At 67.4% G+C, this 14335-nt stretch carries 18 protein-coding genes; 13 read left to right on the forward strand and 5 right to left on the reverse strand.

The features are described from left to right. Positions 1-12: 12 nt before the first annotated feature. The 4 genes from IPV08_RS12000 to IPV08_RS12015 all read right to left on the reverse strand — a co-directional run bounded on the left by IPV08_RS12000 (position 13) and on the right by IPV08_RS12015 (position 3675). A complete protein-coding gene (locus IPV08_RS12000; RefSeq protein ID WP_207412054.1) occupies positions 13-1053 on the reverse strand; it encodes a hypothetical protein in 1041 nt (346 codons plus the stop codon). A gap of 94 nt (positions 1054-1147) precedes the next feature. Continuing rightward, positions 1148-1993 carry an enoyl-ACP reductase FabI gene (fabI, locus tag IPV08_RS12005; RefSeq protein WP_018043432.1) on the reverse strand — a complete coding sequence of 282 codons (846 nt, stop codon included), beginning with the start codon at positions 1991-1993 and terminating at the stop codon, positions 1148-1150. A gap of 114 nt (positions 1994-2107) precedes the next feature. Then, positions 2108-3049 (reverse strand): DnaJ C-terminal domain-containing protein, encoded by a 942-nt coding sequence (locus tag IPV08_RS12010; protein WP_056423910.1) that lies wholly within the window; start codon positions 3047-3049, stop codon positions 2108-2110. A 182-nt stretch (positions 3050-3231) separates the two neighbouring features. Next, positions 3232-3675 carry an RT0821/Lpp0805 family surface protein gene (locus IPV08_RS12015; RefSeq protein WP_207412068.1) on the reverse strand — a complete coding sequence of 148 codons (444 nt, stop codon included), beginning with the start codon at positions 3673-3675 and terminating at the stop codon, positions 3232-3234. 261 nt (positions 3676-3936) lie between these two features. Between IPV08_RS12015 and pdxH the strand changes: the two genes are divergently transcribed. From pdxH to IPV08_RS12045, 6 genes are all read left to right on the forward strand, one after another. Further along, positions 3937-4515, forward strand: a complete 579-nt coding sequence (gene pdxH, locus IPV08_RS12020) for a pyridoxamine 5'-phosphate oxidase (RefSeq protein WP_210348408.1) — start codon at positions 3937-3939, stop codon at positions 4513-4515. 210 nt (positions 4516-4725) lie between these two features. Beyond that, on the forward strand, positions 4726-5448 hold the full coding sequence (locus IPV08_RS12025; RefSeq protein ID WP_056423904.1) for an SDR family oxidoreductase: 723 nt from the start codon (positions 4726-4728) through the stop codon (positions 5446-5448). Further along, complete coding sequence (locus IPV08_RS12030) at positions 5441-6604, forward strand: hypothetical protein (protein ID WP_207412055.1); 1164 nt, start codon at positions 5441-5443, stop codon at positions 6602-6604. The genes IPV08_RS12025 and IPV08_RS12030 overlap by 8 nt, the downstream gene beginning before the upstream one ends. A gap of 13 nt (positions 6605-6617) precedes the next feature. Next, entirely contained in the window at positions 6618-7103 is a 486-nt protein-coding gene (locus IPV08_RS12035; protein ID WP_207412056.1) for an NUDIX hydrolase, read from the forward strand. Between the two features lie 113 nt (positions 7104-7216). After that, on the forward strand, positions 7217-7654 hold the full coding sequence (locus tag IPV08_RS12040) for a TIGR02301 family protein (protein ID WP_207412070.1): 438 nt from the start codon (positions 7217-7219) through the stop codon (positions 7652-7654). Between the two features lie 167 nt (positions 7655-7821). Then, positions 7822-8076 carry a hypothetical protein gene (locus tag IPV08_RS12045; RefSeq protein WP_056424475.1) on the forward strand — a complete coding sequence of 85 codons (255 nt, stop codon included), beginning with the start codon at positions 7822-7824 and terminating at the stop codon, positions 8074-8076. Between the two features lie 122 nt (positions 8077-8198). On the opposite strand, the gene IPV08_RS12050 is transcribed toward IPV08_RS12045, so the two are convergent. Further along, on the reverse strand, positions 8199-9533 hold the full coding sequence (locus tag IPV08_RS12050) for a dihydroorotase (RefSeq protein WP_207412057.1): 1335 nt from the start codon (positions 9531-9533) through the stop codon (positions 8199-8201). Between the two features lie 155 nt (positions 9534-9688). On the opposite strand from IPV08_RS12050, the gene IPV08_RS12055 reads away from it, so the two are divergent. The 7 genes from IPV08_RS12055 to IPV08_RS12085 all read left to right on the forward strand — a co-directional run bounded on the left by IPV08_RS12055 (position 9689) and on the right by IPV08_RS12085 (position 14167). Further along, complete coding sequence (locus IPV08_RS12055; RefSeq protein WP_207412058.1) at positions 9689-10540, forward strand: folate-binding protein YgfZ; 852 nt, start codon at positions 9689-9691, stop codon at positions 10538-10540. 22 nt (positions 10541-10562) lie between these two features. Continuing rightward, positions 10563-11090, forward strand: a complete 528-nt coding sequence (locus IPV08_RS12060; RefSeq protein WP_348646111.1) for a toxin-activating lysine-acyltransferase — start codon at positions 10563-10565, stop codon at positions 11088-11090. A gap of 60 nt (positions 11091-11150) precedes the next feature. Then, positions 11151-11822 (forward strand): DUF1629 domain-containing protein, encoded by a 672-nt coding sequence (locus IPV08_RS12065; RefSeq protein ID WP_207412059.1) that lies wholly within the window; start codon positions 11151-11153, stop codon positions 11820-11822. A gap of 177 nt (positions 11823-11999) precedes the next feature. Next, positions 12000-12620 carry a DNA-3-methyladenine glycosylase I gene (locus IPV08_RS12070; RefSeq protein WP_207412060.1) on the forward strand — a complete coding sequence of 207 codons (621 nt, stop codon included), beginning with the start codon at positions 12000-12002 and terminating at the stop codon, positions 12618-12620. A gap of 26 nt (positions 12621-12646) precedes the next feature. Further along, positions 12647-13210 carry an HD family hydrolase gene (locus IPV08_RS12075; protein WP_207412072.1) on the forward strand — a complete coding sequence of 188 codons (564 nt, stop codon included), beginning with the start codon at positions 12647-12649 and terminating at the stop codon, positions 13208-13210. Continuing rightward, complete coding sequence (locus tag IPV08_RS12080) at positions 13210-13722, forward strand: hypothetical protein (RefSeq protein ID WP_056423891.1); 513 nt, start codon at positions 13210-13212, stop codon at positions 13720-13722. Before IPV08_RS12075 ends, IPV08_RS12080 begins: the two co-directional genes overlap by 1 nt. 160 nt (positions 13723-13882) lie before the next feature. Continuing rightward, on the forward strand, positions 13883-14167 hold the full coding sequence (locus IPV08_RS12085) for an exodeoxyribonuclease VII small subunit (protein ID WP_246747916.1): 285 nt from the start codon (positions 13883-13885) through the stop codon (positions 14165-14167). The last annotated feature ends 168 nt before the right edge of the window (positions 14168-14335 follow it).

The following is a 14335-nucleotide window of genomic DNA, read 5'->3' on the forward strand; positions in this document are numbered from 1 at the left end:
AAGCGCAGCTGGTCATGCCCTATCGCCGTGGTCGGGCCGCCAGCGCCGGAGAGATCCCGGCAGCGTCCGTATCATCGCCCTGCCGATCCTGTCGGCATGGCGCTGGTAGAGGATACCGAGGCCGATCAGGCCTAGACCGATGAGCGACAACGCGAAGGGGAAGAGCAGCGAGTCCTTGAACACCCGGCTCGCCAGATCGCCGAGATAGAGCGCCACGCCGATGGCGCCGAACACCGCGTAGATCCGCCGCGAGAGGAAAATGGCGAGGCCGATGAGTGCGACGTTCATCAGGGCGTAGAGTGCCTTCGCAACCTCGCTGTCGGAGAATTGCCACGTCACCGCGCCCCAAAAGGTGAGGATGCCGGAAAGATGGAGCCAGAACGCGTAATCCGTTCGCTTCTGGCACAGGTCCACCGCCCAGGCGAAGGCGATGAGGCCGAGTCCGAACCAGAGCGAGATCGTCCGGCGGGTTTCCCAGTCGAGATCCGGCCCCGTGGCCCAGAGGCCGATATCCATGGACAGGAACCATAGGGCCACCGCCGCGATCACCGTGATGAAACCGAAGCGCGTGGCGCGCAGGGCGATGGCCGAGCTCAGGAGCGTCGCCGCTTCCATGGGCACCCAGCCGCCCTTGATCCAGGCGAAGACGTCGCGATAGGCGCCCGGCCGGCCCTGCTCGCCCCAGCCCCAGCTCTCCTGCAGGCCGTAGACGGCGAGCGGCGTCATGGCGACGGCGCAGGCGATGAGAAGACCGCCGGGGACTGGCAGGTCGTGCGCGATGCGAAGGTGCCGCCCGGCGGCGACGAAGGCGGCGGCGTAGATCAGGGCGGTGGCGGTGAGGGCCGGTCCGCCCATCAGCCCGAAGGCGAGGGTCGAGAACAGGCCCATCGCCCCGATGACCACCAGGGCGCCGGCATACCAGAGCACATGGGTGAGATCGAAGGCCGCGCCGCGGCCCGGCTGCGCGGCGTAGAAGGCGGCGAGGGCGCGTGCCTGGTCGGAGGTGATGATCCCGGCGGAGGCCGCGTCATCGAAGTCAGGGCGAGTCTTCACGATGACGGGGCCTCGGCGGAAAGCGGCCCCGGACCGGGTCGGTGTTCCGCCCTACTCGCCCGGGGCGGACGGCGCGAAGCGCTCGCGGTCCGCCTCACTCCTTGCTGTCGAGCCTCAGATCCGGGGCGTCCGGGTTCTTCATGCCGACCACGTGGTAGCCGGCATCCACATGGAGGATCTCGCCCGTCATGCCGCGCGACATGTCGGAGATGAGATAGGACGCGGTCTCGCCGACCTCCTCGATCGTCACCGTGCGCCGCAGGGGCGCATTGTACTCGTTCCACTTGAGGATGTAGCGGAAGTCGCCGATGCCGGAGGCGGCGAGCGTCTTGATCGGCCCCGCCGAAATAGCGTTGACGCGGATCTTCGAGGGGCCGAGATCGGCCGCGAGATAGCGCACGGAGGCTTCCAGCGCCGCCTTGGCGACGCCCATGACGTTGTAATGCGGCATCCACTTCTCGGCGCCGTAATAGGTCAGGGTCAGGAGCGAGCCACCATTGGGCATCAGCTTCTCGGCCCGCTGGGCCACCGCGGTGAACGAGTAGCAGGAGATCATCAGCGACTTGGTGAAGTTCGCCTCCGAGGTCTCGACATAGCGGCCGGTCAGCTCGTCCTTGTCGGAGAAGGCGATGCAATGGACGACGAAGTCGATCCCCTGCGGGAAGACACGGCCGGCTTCCGCGAAGACGGCATCGATGGAGGCGCCGTCGGTGACGTCGCAATGCCCCACCACATGGGCATCGAGCTCGCGCGCCAGCGGCTCGACCCGCTTCTTCAGCGCATCACCCTGGTAGCTGAAGGCGAGCTTGGCGCCATGCGCATGGGCGCTCTTGGCGATGCCCCAGGCGATGGACCGGTTGTTGGCGACACCGAGCACCAGACCGCATTTCCCGGCGAGCAGGCCGCCGACGTGATCGTGTACCGGGTTCGTATCCGCCATGGGTCACCTGAGCGAGAGGCCGTCGCGCGCCGGAGCGGACCCGTCCGGACCTGGGGGGAAGCGCTCGCGCCGAGGCATCCTTAGCGGAGGTGCGCCGGTGACGGAAGTCCGGGCCTACGCCTGTCCAGTGCCGGTGCGGGCCGCTCGACGCGCATTGGCATAGGCGATGAGGTTCTCGTCCTCGCTCGCGGGCAGCGAGATCGCCGTGGTGGCGAACAGATCGCCGCGGGTGCCATCCTTCTTCGGCAGGCCCTTGCCCTTCAGGCGGAAGGTCCGGCCCGAACTCGTCATGGCCGGAACACGCATCTCGACCGCGCCGGTGAGGGTGGGCACGCGGATCGGGCCGCCGAGGATCGCATCCTCGAGGGCGAGGTCGACGGAGGTGCGCAGATCCGCCCCCTCCACGGTGAAGCGCGGATGCGGCAGGATGCGGATGGTCAGGAGGGCGTCGCCCGGCGAGGAGCGTGGGCCGCCCGGGTTGCCGAGCCCGCGCAGGCGGATGGTCTGCCCGTCCACGACTCCCTTGGGGATCACCACGTCCACGTCGCGTGAGCCCAGCGAGATCCGCAGCTTCTCCTCGCTCGCCACCTGTTCGAGGGTCACGGAGAGTTCGGCGGCGAGATCTTCGCCCTTCATCGGTCCCCTCGCGCCCGGACCGCCACCGGCACCGCCCCGGAACGTGTCGCCGAACAGGTGCGAGAAGATATCCTCGCCGATCCCGCCGCCACCGGCCCGGCTGCGCGCGGCGCTCTCGAAGTCGAAGCCCGCGGAGCGGGCGCCGCCCGGGCCGCCACCGAAGCCGCCGAACCCATCGAAGCCGGATGGCGCACGAGGCCTGCCGTCGGAGTCGATCTCGCCACGATCGAACTGGGCGCGCTTGGTCGCGTCGCCGAGGATCTCGTAGGCGCTATTTGCCTCCGAGAAACGGTCCTTGGCCTTGGCATCGTTCTTGTTGGTGTCGGGGTGGTAGGCCTTGGCGAGCTTGCGATAGGCCTTCTTGATGTCGGCCTCGCTGGCGCCCTTGGCCACACCCAGCACGTCGTAGGGATTGCGCATCGTCTGTTATCGGTCTCGGTGCCGCACGGGGCCGGGCTCATGCCCGCTCCCTGTCGAAATCTTCCGCTATGTGGAATGGCTGTTGCTTCTTTGCAACGGTCGTTCGACAGGATTCGACGGTTCGATCCAGGCGTCAACCCATGGGTCCGCCGGACGATCCCTGGCGGCGGACGATCTCGCCCCTACCCTTTCGCTTTCGCCATGCGGACGCGGGTCAATTCCCACTCTCCCCCCGAAGGCTTGCACCCGGTGCCGCGAACGAAGCGGCTGCGGACAGGGGCGATGACCGAGGCGAGGAAGTCGCGGCAGATCAGCTCGTTGGCCACATAGGGAAGTCCCGTCGGGCTGATCGATCCACGCAGGGACGAATCCGGGTTGTCCCATTTCACCGGACGGCCGTTGCCCTGTGGATCGAGGGCCACCGCCAGAGCCGCATGGGCCCGGCGCCAATCCTCGTCGCTCATCTCGTTGCCGAAGCTCTTCGGGCGCTTGTCGATGCTTCCCGTGACCAAGGGCTCCGGGACGGTCACTTCCGGTTCCGCCTTGCTCTCACTTTGGAAAGTGAGGATCGGAATGCCGCAGCCGGCGAGCGACAAGGCCACCGCCACGCTCCCCGACATCAGCATGGCGGTGCATCGGACGCGGGCGAAGCAGGGTGCGGCGCCGTCACGGGTGACGGCGGGTAGGGCTTTACTCTCGCTCCGACGCATTACACCTGTTCTCACGACGTGACTTGAACGACGACAAATCGTGTCCCACGTCGGTGCCCCCGACCCGGATCTCACTCACAGGATTACGCCTTGGATCGGTTAAGGATCGATGAGCCGGCCCCGTCCGGCATTGTCTCACCCCCCTCGTCCCCCCTCGGGGCCGCTGGAGACTTCACACTGTCCACAGACCCCTGGGCATTGTTCGCCACTTGGATGGGCGAGGCCGAACGCGCGGAGCCCGAGGATCCCAACGCCATGGCCCTCGCCACGGCCGGCTCCGACGGCCTGCCGGACGTGCGGATGGTGCTGCTGAAGGGCGTCGATGAGCGCGGCTTCGTCTTCTATACCAATGTCGACTCGGCCAAGGGCGAGGAGCTGGCGCAGAACCCGCAGGCCGCCCTGGTCCTGCATTGGAAGAGTCTGCGCCGCCAAGTGCGCGCGCGGGGCCCGGTGAGCCATGTGTCGCTCGAAGAGGCGGATGCCTATTTCGCGAGCCGCCGCCGCGAGAGCCGACTTGGCGCCCATGCCAGCCGCCAGTCACGCCCCCTCACGGACCGTGCTACTCTGGAAGCGGAGGTTGCCGCCCTGTCGGCCCGCTACGAGGATCAGCCGGTGCCGCGCCCGGAGAACTGGACCGGGTTCCGCATCGCCCCGGTCTCGATCGAGTTCTGGCAGGACGGCCCTTACCGCCTCCATGACCGCGTCCGCTTCACCAGGGACGGCAGCGGCTGGAATGGGGCGAGGCTCTATCCCTGAGGGCTGGAGTTCCGCCGCCAGACAGGCTCCGTCGCGGCAAGAGTTTCCTGGAGCGATTCCAGTCTTGCTGCGACGCGGGATCGACCCTGGATTTCCCGGCCGCCGCGGCTTAGACCTTGGCATGGCACGGCGGGATGATCTCGGCTGTCCACCGCCTCCGAATCCTGAGGAACGGCCTTGGCCATATCGAGCAATGAACGCCGCCGCGTCATGCTGCTGACGGGCGCAAGCCGCGGAATCGGCCACGCCACGGTCAAGCGCTTTTCCGCGGCCGGATGGCGGGTGATCACCTGTTCGCGTCACGCCTTCCCGGAGAATTGTCCGTGGGAGATGGGGCCGGAGGATCACCTCCAGGTCGATCTCTCCGACCCGGAAGATACGATGCGCGGCGTCGCCGAAGTGGCCGGACGCTTGGCGGATGAGGGCGGCCTGCTTCATGCGCTGGTCAACAATGCCGGCATCTCGCCCAAGGGCGCCAATGGCGAGCGCCTCGGCGCCATCGCCACGGAATTCGGCGACTGGCGCAAGGTCTTCCAAGTCAACGTCTTCGCCCCTCTGCTTCTGGCGCGCGGCCTCTGCCAGGAACTCACCCGCGCCAAGGGTTCCATCGTCAACGTCACCTCGATCGCGGGCTCGCGCGTCCATCCGTTCGCCGGTGCGGCCTACGGCACGTCGAAGGCGGCGCTCGCCGGCCTGACCCGTGAGATGGCCAGCGATTTCGGGCCCCTCGGCGTGCGGGTGAACGCGATCTCGCCCGGCGAGATCGACACGGCGATCCTGTCGCCCGGCACCGACAAGATCGTGGCCGGCATCCCACAGCGGCGCCTCGGCACGCCCGACGAGGTGGCCAAGGCGATCTACTTCCTTTGCACGGAGGCCTCGTCCTACGTGAACGGCGCCGAGTTGCACATCAACGGCGGCCAGCATGTCTGAACGAGGTGCGCGCTCGGCGCTCCTCGCGGTTTCCCTTCTCGTCGCTTCGTCCCTGAGCCCGCAGCCGGTCCGAGCCGACCCGGTGGTGACGATCCTCGACCTGCCGTTCAGGGCGCGTGCCATGCGCGGCCCCGGCAGCGAGGTGTCCCTTGCGGTGGCGACCTCCGGCCTCCTTCCGCTCGCCCGTCCCAAGGGATTGAAGGGCGAGGTGGTGGAGGATGTGCCGCTGGCCGTCCTGTGGGGCGACGAGGGCGGTGCGGCGCTGACCCTCGCCGACGGCAAGATCGCCACAACCCTGCTCGGTGTCGAGGCCATCGACGGCCTCATCGCTTCCGAGACGCCGCGCGGCGCCATTCCCGGCACCCGGCGCGCGACCCTCGGTGCGGTCAGTGCCTACCTGTCCGATTCCGTCCGTCCCAATGCCAGCGAGCCCGAACGCGCGGCCACGCTCACCATCCGCGAGCGCCAGCCGGTGGGAATGAGCGCCGACCCGAAGCCCGTGCCCATCGTGACCACCGCCGTCGCCGCCGGGGCCGGGGCGGCCTTCGCCCTGCGCCGACCGATTGCCGCCCTCGTCGATGGTCGGCCGGTCGTCGTCGCGGTGACGGCGCAAAGCGGCGGATCGGCTTTGGCCGTCGTGGGCAAGACGACAACCGACGCGAACAAGCCCCCGGCGGAAGCCGACAAGGCCTGGACCGTCCTTGCCCGAAGTCCCGTCCAGGAGGCAGGAGCGGGCGGGCAGGCGCTGACCCTCGCGGCGATCGGTGACGTCTCGAAAGCCGGACAGCCCCGTATCGTCGCCGTGGCGGCTCCGGACGGGGCCGGTATCCTCCAGCTTTGGGCCTATGAGGGTGGAGCCCTTCGCCTGATCGGAGAGGCACCAGGCTACACCACCCTGTCCCCAGGCGAGGGCGGGGCCGATCTGTCGGCCCTTGTCGATGCCGATGGGGATGGCGTCCCGGAACTCGCTGTGCCGGTGGCGGATCGGAGCGCCCTGGCGATCCTGTCGTTGAAGGACGGCATCCGCGAGGTCAAGCGCGTTCCCCTGCCCGGCCTTGCCGCCTTTGGCGTTGCCGCCATCGGCCAAGGCACCCGCACGCGCCTGCTCGTCGGCCTTGCCGACGGCCGGGTCGCGCTCATCTCTCCGCAACCGTGAATCGGCGAGCCTCATGAGCGATACAGCGAGCGAGGACGGCTCAGAGGGGCGACTTTTCCCGACACGTCCCTTTGTCGGCGCGTCCATCGCCGTCATCCGCGACGGACGGGTCTTGCTGGCCGCCAGGGCCAACGAGCCCCTTCGCGGAGTCTGGACGCTTCCCGGCGGGCTGGTGGAGCCCGGTGAGACCCTGGCGCAGGCCGCCCTGCGCGAATTGAGCGAAGAGGTCGGCGTCTCGGCCGTGGTCGTTCGCTCCCTGACCCCCACGGAAATCATCCTGAAGGGCGAGGACGGACGCGTGCGCCATCATTACGTCGTCCATCCCCATGCCGCCCTCTGGGCAAGCGGCGAGCCGGCTCCCGGTCCCGAAGCTCTCGGCGTGCGCTGGGCTCTTCCCGAGGAGCTCGCGGATCTCGCCACCACGCCGGGATTGCGGGACACGGTGGACGAGGCCTTCGCGCAGGTCGCAGGCTTCGGTGGCCAAGCGGAATCACGATGAGGCCGACGCGCCCCTCGTCTTGGCCGGGAAACGGTGTAAGCCTGACGGACGAGGTTCGGGGCGACGGAGGACGGGGCGTGGCTGTGTCGGGGGAGAGGCGCCGCCGGTCGCCTATGGTGCTGCTGTTCGCGGCCCTCGTCGTGGGCGCGCCGGCCATCGCCCCGGCCCAGCAGCGCAGCAACCCCGCACGACCACAGCAGAAGGCTCCGGAGAAAGATAAGGAGCCCGCTGCCCCCGCCGAGCCGCCGCCCGCTCCCTACGACCGGGACCTGATGCGGCTCTCCGAGATCATCGGCTCCCTCTCCTTCCTGCGCAGCCTGTGCGCGGCACCGGACGCCGCCGAATGGCCGACACGGATGAAGGCGTTAATGGAGGCCGAGGGAGTGACGCCCGGCCGGCGGGACCGTCTCGCCGGGGCGTATAACCGAGGGTATCGCGGTTATTCCCTCACCTACCGGGCCTGCACGCCCTCAGCGACCGAGGCTGCGTCCCGCTATGTCGCTGAAGGGGAACGGCTTTCGCACGCCCTGGCCAGCCGTTTCGGGGGATGACGCGGAGATGTTGCGCTTGGGATACAGGGCGCAAGGCTGAAGGAAATTCGTCGTATTCGAGCGCCGGCGTTAACCGCTTCGCAATTCTTGGCTTCCCGACGCGCGAAGCTCAGCCTATGTTTCGGTCATCCGCCGAGCCATTCTTCGGCGCAACCGATGTTATCGCCATGCAGATCGACACCGCACCCGCGCCCTTCGAGGCCGATCTCGACGACAAGCGCGTAGCCCTCGGCTATGTCTCGGAAGCGTTCGCGGAAGGCTGTCTCGACGGTCTCGACGGTGATTGCATGGCGCAGGCGGCCCTGTTCGCCGCGTTCCAGGAACTGGTGATGACCTATGGCGAGGATGCCACGGCGCGCTATGCCGAGGGCTTTCCCGAGCGCATCCGCGGCGGCGCCTTCACCACCGCCCCGCAGCATTGAGACACGCTACCGGGCCGCACCCGGCCCATTGACGACGAGCCTATGATGGAAAAACGAGCCGCTCGGGCATGTCCGGGCGGCTCGATGCGTTTATGGGCCGGATCGGCCTCGAAGAGTGGGCCTCACTTCGTCGGCAGGGCCTCGTCGAACACCACTGCTTCGCCGCTCGAAGGCCCAACGAGCTCGCCCTGCCACATCACCCGCTTTCCCCGCACGATCGTGCCCACCGGCCAGCCGGTGACGGTGACGCCGTCATAAGGGGTCCAGCCACATTTGGACGCGATCCATGGGTTGCGGATGGTCTCGCGGCGCTTGAGGTCCACCACCGTCACGTCGGCATCGTAGCCCGCCGAGAGCCGGCCCTTGCGGCTGATGCCGAACAGGCGCTTCGGACCGGCGCTGGTCATGTCGACGAAGCGGGCGAGGGACAGCCGTCCGTTGGCGACATGGTCGAGCATGATCGGGACCAGCGTCTGGACGCCGGTCATGCCGGAAGGAGAATCCGGATAGGGCTTGGCCTTCTCCTCCAGCAGGTGCGGCGCGTGGTCCGAGCCGAGGATGTCGGCGACGCCCTGCGCCAGCCCGCGCCAGATCCCGTCGCGATGCGCCGCGTCCCGCACGGGCGGGTTCATCTGCACCAGGGTGCCGAGGCGGGCATAGGCCTCGGTCCCGTCGAGGGTGAGGTGGTGCGGCGTCACCTCGACGCTGGCCACGTCCTTATGGTCGGCGAGAAACACCATCTCCTCCGCCGTGGAGATGTGCAGGATGTGGATGCGGGCACCCGTCTCCCGCGCGATCCGCACCAGACGCTGCGTCGCCTTCAGCGCGGCCTCGGGCGAGCGCCAGACCGGGTGGGAGGACGGATCCCCCGGCACCCGCAGGCCCTTGCGCTCGCGCAGCATGGGTTCGTCCTCGGCATGGAACGCGGCCCGGCGCCGGGTGCGCTTCAGGATCTCCGTGACGCCGGCATCGTCCTCGACCAGGAGCGCTCCCGTGGAGGAGCCGACGAAGACCTTGATCCCCGCCGCGCCCGGCAGGCGCTCGAGGGTGGCGACCTCATGGGCGTTCTCGTGGGTCCCGCCGACCCAGAAGGCGAAGTCGCAATGCATGCGGTGGTGCCCGCGCGCCACCTTGTCGGCGAGGGTCTCGGCGCTGGTCGTCAGCGGGTTGGTGTTGGGCATCTCGAACACGGCGGTCACGCCGCCCATCACCGACGCGCGGGAGCCCGATTCGAGATCTTCCTTGTGGTCGAGGCCGGGTTCGCGGAAATGGACCTGGGTGTCGATGACACCCGGCAGCAGGTGCAGGCCGGTGCAATCCTGGCGCTCACCCTCGGCCCGGGACAGGTCGCCGATGGCGGCAACGCGCCCGTTCCTGATGCCGAGATCGGCAGCGTGCTCGCCGTCGTGATTGACGATCGTGCCGCCTGTGAGGAGGAGATCGAAGGGCTGGTCCATCGGGGTCGCTCCTGAACGGCGTTGAGACACGGGTGGCGGCGGCTTATGTCAGCCTCGCGCGGCGTGCAACGCCGTGCCCTGCCGACAGGCCCGCCGGCGCATCGCCACGATGCGCGCCGGAGGGGCCTTTGCAGGATGACCTTCGAGGAGTTGCCATGCCGATCGCCCTGCTGCCGGACCGCGCCGTCATCGCCATCGCGGGCGAGGATGCTATGAGCTTCCTCCAGGGCGTGGTGACCTGCAATATCGAGACCCTCGAACCGGGTGAGGCGCGGCTCGGCGGGCTGCTGACCCCGCAGGGCAAGATCCTGTTCGATTTCCTGATCTGGCGCTCCGGCGACGGCTTCCGCCTGGATTGCCCGGCCGAGCAGGCCCCGGCCCTGGCCAAGCGCCTCACGCTCTACCGCCTGCGCGCCAAGGTGACGATCGCCGTCGACCCGACCCTGGGGCTTGCCGCCGCCTGGGACGGGGCGGAGGCAACCTCCGAGACCGAGCGCCTCCGCGACGGGCGCCTCCCTGCGTTGGGCGAGCGCCTGGTTTTTGCCGAGGGGGCGTTCTCGGCCGATGCCACGGAGGCGGATTACCACGCCCACCGCATCGCCCTCGGCATTCCCGAGGGCGGACGCGACTTCACCTATGGCGATGCCTTCCCGCACGAGGCGCTGATGGACCAACTCGGCGGTGTCGATTTCAAGAAGGGTTGCTATGTCGGCCAGGAAGTCGTGTCACGCATGCAGCATCGCTGCACGGCCCGCACCCGCATCGTTCCGGTGATCTCCCGCGACGGGGAGGCCGTGACCTCCGGCGCGGACGTGACCGCCGGACCGCGCGGGCTCGGCACGATCGGCAGCGTGTCGGGCGCGCGCGGCCTCGCCATGCTCCGCCTCGACCGCCTCGCCGATGCGGTCGCCGCAGGCGAGCCGGTGCGCGCCGGTGCGGCGATCCTCGGCGTCGAGAAACCCTCATTCGCCACCTTCGCCTTCCCGGAGGTGACGCCGGCCGGGTGATCGGGGGCGACAATGACACTCGGTGATCGCCCAGATCGCCGCGTTCAAGACGCGGCTATACGCCAGCATCGGCGAAGTGGTGCTGGCGATGCTGAACCTGCCGCGCTACCGGAACCAGTCGCTCGCCGATGTCCTGCACCTTGTTGTCGAGCGGCTGATCTGCGACTGCATCGCCATCGCGCGCACCGTCGGCGAGGGCAAGATCAAGGAGACGGCCGGCACCGCGATCTGGGTCAGCGTCTCGGACGAGGTTGACGCCAAGATCCGCGAGCAGGTCAAGGCCCGCGCCTTCCCGACCCGCCTCAAGGCCGAGGACTGGGCGAGCGGCGACACTCACTGGTTGCTCGATGTGATCGCTTCTTCGCAGAAGGTCGGCACCGCGGTGCTCGCGAACTTCAAGGAGTTTGTGAAGGACAAGCCGATCCGCATCCACCCGATCGTCGGGCAACTCGTCGATCCGGCGGTGCTGGAGAGGATGAAGGTGCGGACTGCTGACACGACCGAGTCGAGCGGGGAGGATGCGTCGCTGCACGCGGTCGGACACAGGTGAGATTTGGACACCGACGCAGGCGTCGGCACTAAAGCGATGCGCGTCTGAAGGGTAGCGGGAATGGTTTGGGGACTGGTCAATCCTTCGAGCATAGGCGAGTTCTTCCCAAGCGGCGACTATGTCGGCTGGAAAGAAGCGATCGAGCGGTACTTCAATGAGGAGATGTCCGCAGACCGGCGGGCGGCCCACGATAATTGGCATGGCAGCTACCGCGGCGACGTGGCCCGCAAGTTCACAGAAGATTTTGGCCCACTTGAGCCGCATGAGCGCCCGACCGAATTTAGAGTGGTGGAACCGCCCAAGGCGCTCGGCTCGCTCATCAAAATGACGAGCCGGCTCCTCGCGGTTGACACGGCGCTGAAAGACATCATCGAAGCGTTGGAGCCGGGCGTCCACCAGTTCTGGCCGATCCGGATCGTCACACCCAAGGGCAAGGAATACCCGGGTGCCTATCACGGCCTGATCATCAGGCGCTTCCTCGATAGTTTCTTGCCAGAGCAGAGCAAAGGCTTCCGGTTTACTCCCTCGAGCTCGCAGTTCGCTTTCGCCGACCGGGATACGAAAGTTGTGTACGCAGATTTGGCTGTTACTCAGGATGTTGTCGCCGGTGCGCATCTTTGGCGTGAGGACAAGCTGAGTTCGCCAAGGATCCTGATGTCGGATGCGTTGCAGGCCGAGATCGTTGCTCAAAATCTTCGCATATTCAAGCATCACAAGCTGAAAGTTGTTTGACCATGAGTTTTCAGGGCATTCAAAGTCCGAATATTATTCGCATAGAAATTTCGAGATATTATAAGGCTCTGTTTAATAGGTATTTGTCGGGTTGGCAGTCAAGATGTGCCCCTGATCGCTCCTGACGACGAGTCGGCCTCTTGGCGTTCTTGATCCGTTCCGGTTATTCTCGGTCCCATGTCCGACGATTCTACAGGCCTGATCCATCATTCCGACGGCTGCCCGCGCTGCTGGTGGGCCGGGCTCGACCCGGTCTACGTCGCTTATCACGACACCGAATGGGGCGTGCCCGAGCGTGACGGCCGGGCGCTGTACGAAAAACTGATCCTCGACGGGTTCCAGGCCGGCCTGTCCTGGATCACCATCCTGCGACGGCGCGAGGGGTTCCGCCGGGCCTTCGCCGGGTTCGAGCCGGAGGCTATCGCACGGTTCACACAAGCCGATATCGAGCGGCTGATGCAGGATACCGGGATCATCCGGAACCGCGCCAAGATCGTCGGCACCATCGCGGGCGCCCGCGCCTTTCTCGCCATCGAGGAGCGCGGCCCCGGCTTCTCGCGCTTCCTGTGGGACTTCGTCGAGGGCAGGCCGATCCAGGGCCAGGCGACGGACCGGGCCGGCATCGCCACCGAGACAGAGGTCTCGCGTACCATCTCCCGCGCCCTCAAGACGGAAGGGTTCAGCTTCTGCGGCCCCACCATCGTGCATGCCTTCATGCAGGCGGTGGGCATGGTGAACGACCATCTGATGGGCTGCCATCGACAGGCTCCATGCGCCGCCATGGGGGTGGATCGGTGAGCACCGCCCCCCGCGCCTGGCAGCGGATGTTGTCGGGCCGGCGCCTCGATCTCCTCGACCCCTCGCCGCAGGATATCGAGATCGCCGACATCGCCCACGGTCTCGCCCGCGTCGCCCGCTGGAACGGCCAGACCGCCGGACCGCACGCGTTTTCCGTGGCCCAGCACGCCTTGCTGGTCGAGGCTCTCGGGGCGGATCTGGCGCCCGGCCGGAGCCGGATGCAGCGTCTCGAATTCCTGCTGCACGACGCCCCGGAATACGTGATCGGTGACATCATCTCGCCGTTCAAGGCGGCGATCGGCCCGTCCTACAAGAGCGTGGAGTTGCGCCTGATGGCGGCGATCCGCCGGCGCTTCGGCTTGGCGGAGCCCACGGAGGAAGAGGGTCGCCTCGTCAAGCGTGCCGATGCGGTCGCGGCCTATCTCGAGGCCACACGCCTTGCCGGCTTTTCCGAGGAGGAAGCCGGTACCATCTTCGGCCACCCCGACGAGACGGGGCCGGAGGCGCTGGCCTTGATCGAGCCGTGGCCCATCGCCGAGGCGCAATCCCAGTTCCTCGCTCGTTTTCAGTCTCTTAGCCACGGTTTCTGATGTCGGACATTCACGTCTGCCCTCTGTCGCAACTGCCCCAGACCCTCGAGCGCATCGGGGCGAACCATCTGATGACTCTGATGAAGGTCGGCACCGCGATCGACCGGCCCGACAGTATTGCCGACGGGCGCCACTGCGTGGTCGAAGTCAGTGACATCGTCGCTCCCCTCGACGGGCATGTCCTTCCGGGCGAGGTTCATGTGCGTCGAATCCTCGATTTCGCCGCTTCATGGGATCGGGAGCGTCCGCTGCTGATTCATTGCTATGCCGGGATCAGCCGCTCCACGGCAGCGGCCTATATCGCCGCTTGCGCTCTGTCCCCGGAGCGGGACGAGGCCGAGATCGCCCTTGCTCTGCGCGCCGCATCGCCTTCGGCGACGCCCAACGCCCTGTTCGTGGACATCGCCGACCGGCTACTGGCGCGCGAGGGACGGATGTCGGCCGCCATCGCCGGGATCGGGCGGGGCGCGGATGCGTTCGAGGGAACCCCGTTCGTTCTCACGTTGGGGTGAAGAACAGGCCTCGGCCCAGCTTAGAATTGTGCCGAATCGAGTGTGGCCGAAACGACGCCACCCTTGACGAACTGCACGCCGATAGAGCAGCTGACGCCCCCTTGGGCTTGTCCGGCGGGCGGGCGCAGGCTTAGACCGGCACAATGAGGGGTAGCTTGGGATGACCGCAGCGCGATCCGCCGTGGCGGCGACAACCGATTCGAATGTGTCCGGTGAGGGGCTCGATCTGCCGTTCGAGAAGGCGCTCGAACAGCTCGAGGAGATCGTACGTCGGCTCGAGAAGGGCGATGTGCCCCTGGACGAGTCGGTTACGATCTACGAGCGCGGCGAGGCCCTGAAGCAGCATTGCGAAGGCCTGCTGCGGAAGGCCGAGGCGCGGATCCAGACGATCACGCTGGGGCCCGATGGGCGCGCGGCGGGGGTCGCTCCCCTCGATGTCGGCTGAGCCCTGGAGATCGTGATGATCTGTGGCTGTTTCGAAAATATTCATCTGCCGCAAGAGTTTGCGCGCATGTCTTCCCTCCGGGCGTGAGGTTGCTTCGGTGTCACGGATAGAAACCTCGATCCTCGACGGGCTTGACGAGACGTCTGCTCTTCGCGCGCTTCCCGAGAG

The organism is Methylobacterium sp. SD274 (genome assembly GCF_017355285.1).
In the GTDB taxonomy this organism is placed as follows: domain Bacteria; phylum Pseudomonadota; class Alphaproteobacteria; order Rhizobiales; family Beijerinckiaceae; genus Methylobacterium.

Bases quoted from the DNA above. Each gene is read 5' to 3' on its own strand.
- fabI (WP_018043432.1), bottom strand. From the start codon at position 1,993: ATGGCGGATACGAACCCGGTACACGATCACGTCGGCGGCCTGCTCGCC.
- IPV08_RS12010 (WP_056423910.1), bottom strand. From the start codon at position 3,049: ATGCGCAATCCCTACGACGTGCTGGGTGTGGCCAAGGGCGCCAGCGAG.
- IPV08_RS12015 (WP_207412068.1), bottom strand. From the start codon at position 3,675: ATGCTGATGTCGGGGAGCGTGGCGGTGGCCTTGTCGCTCGCCGGCTGC.
- IPV08_RS12025 (WP_056423904.1), top strand. From the start codon at position 4,726: ATGCTGCTGACGGGCGCAAGCCGCGGAATCGGCCACGCCACGGTCAAG.
- IPV08_RS12030 (WP_207412055.1), top strand. From the start codon at position 5,441: ATGTCTGAACGAGGTGCGCGCTCGGCGCTCCTCGCGGTTTCCCTTCTC.
- IPV08_RS12035 (WP_207412056.1), top strand. From the start codon at position 6,618: ATGAGCGATACAGCGAGCGAGGACGGCTCAGAGGGGCGACTTTTCCCG.
- IPV08_RS12040 (WP_207412070.1), top strand. From the start codon at position 7,217: ATGGTGCTGCTGTTCGCGGCCCTCGTCGTGGGCGCGCCGGCCATCGCC.
- IPV08_RS12045 (WP_056424475.1), top strand. From the start codon at position 7,822: ATGCAGATCGACACCGCACCCGCGCCCTTCGAGGCCGATCTCGACGAC.
- IPV08_RS12050 (WP_207412057.1), bottom strand. From the start codon at position 9,533: ATGGACCAGCCCTTCGATCTCCTCCTCACAGGCGGCACGATCGTCAAT.
- IPV08_RS12055 (WP_207412058.1), top strand. From the start codon at position 9,689: ATGCCGATCGCCCTGCTGCCGGACCGCGCCGTCATCGCCATCGCGGGC.
- IPV08_RS12065 (WP_207412059.1), top strand. From the start codon at position 11,151: ATGGTTTGGGGACTGGTCAATCCTTCGAGCATAGGCGAGTTCTTCCCA.
- IPV08_RS12070 (WP_207412060.1), top strand. From the start codon at position 12,000: ATGTCCGACGATTCTACAGGCCTGATCCATCATTCCGACGGCTGCCCG.
- IPV08_RS12075 (WP_207412072.1), top strand. From the start codon at position 12,647: ATGTTGTCGGGCCGGCGCCTCGATCTCCTCGACCCCTCGCCGCAGGAT.
- IPV08_RS12080 (WP_056423891.1), top strand. From the start codon at position 13,210: ATGTCGGACATTCACGTCTGCCCTCTGTCGCAACTGCCCCAGACCCTC.
- IPV08_RS12085 (WP_246747916.1), top strand. From the start codon at position 13,883: ATGACCGCAGCGCGATCCGCCGTGGCGGCGACAACCGATTCGAATGTG.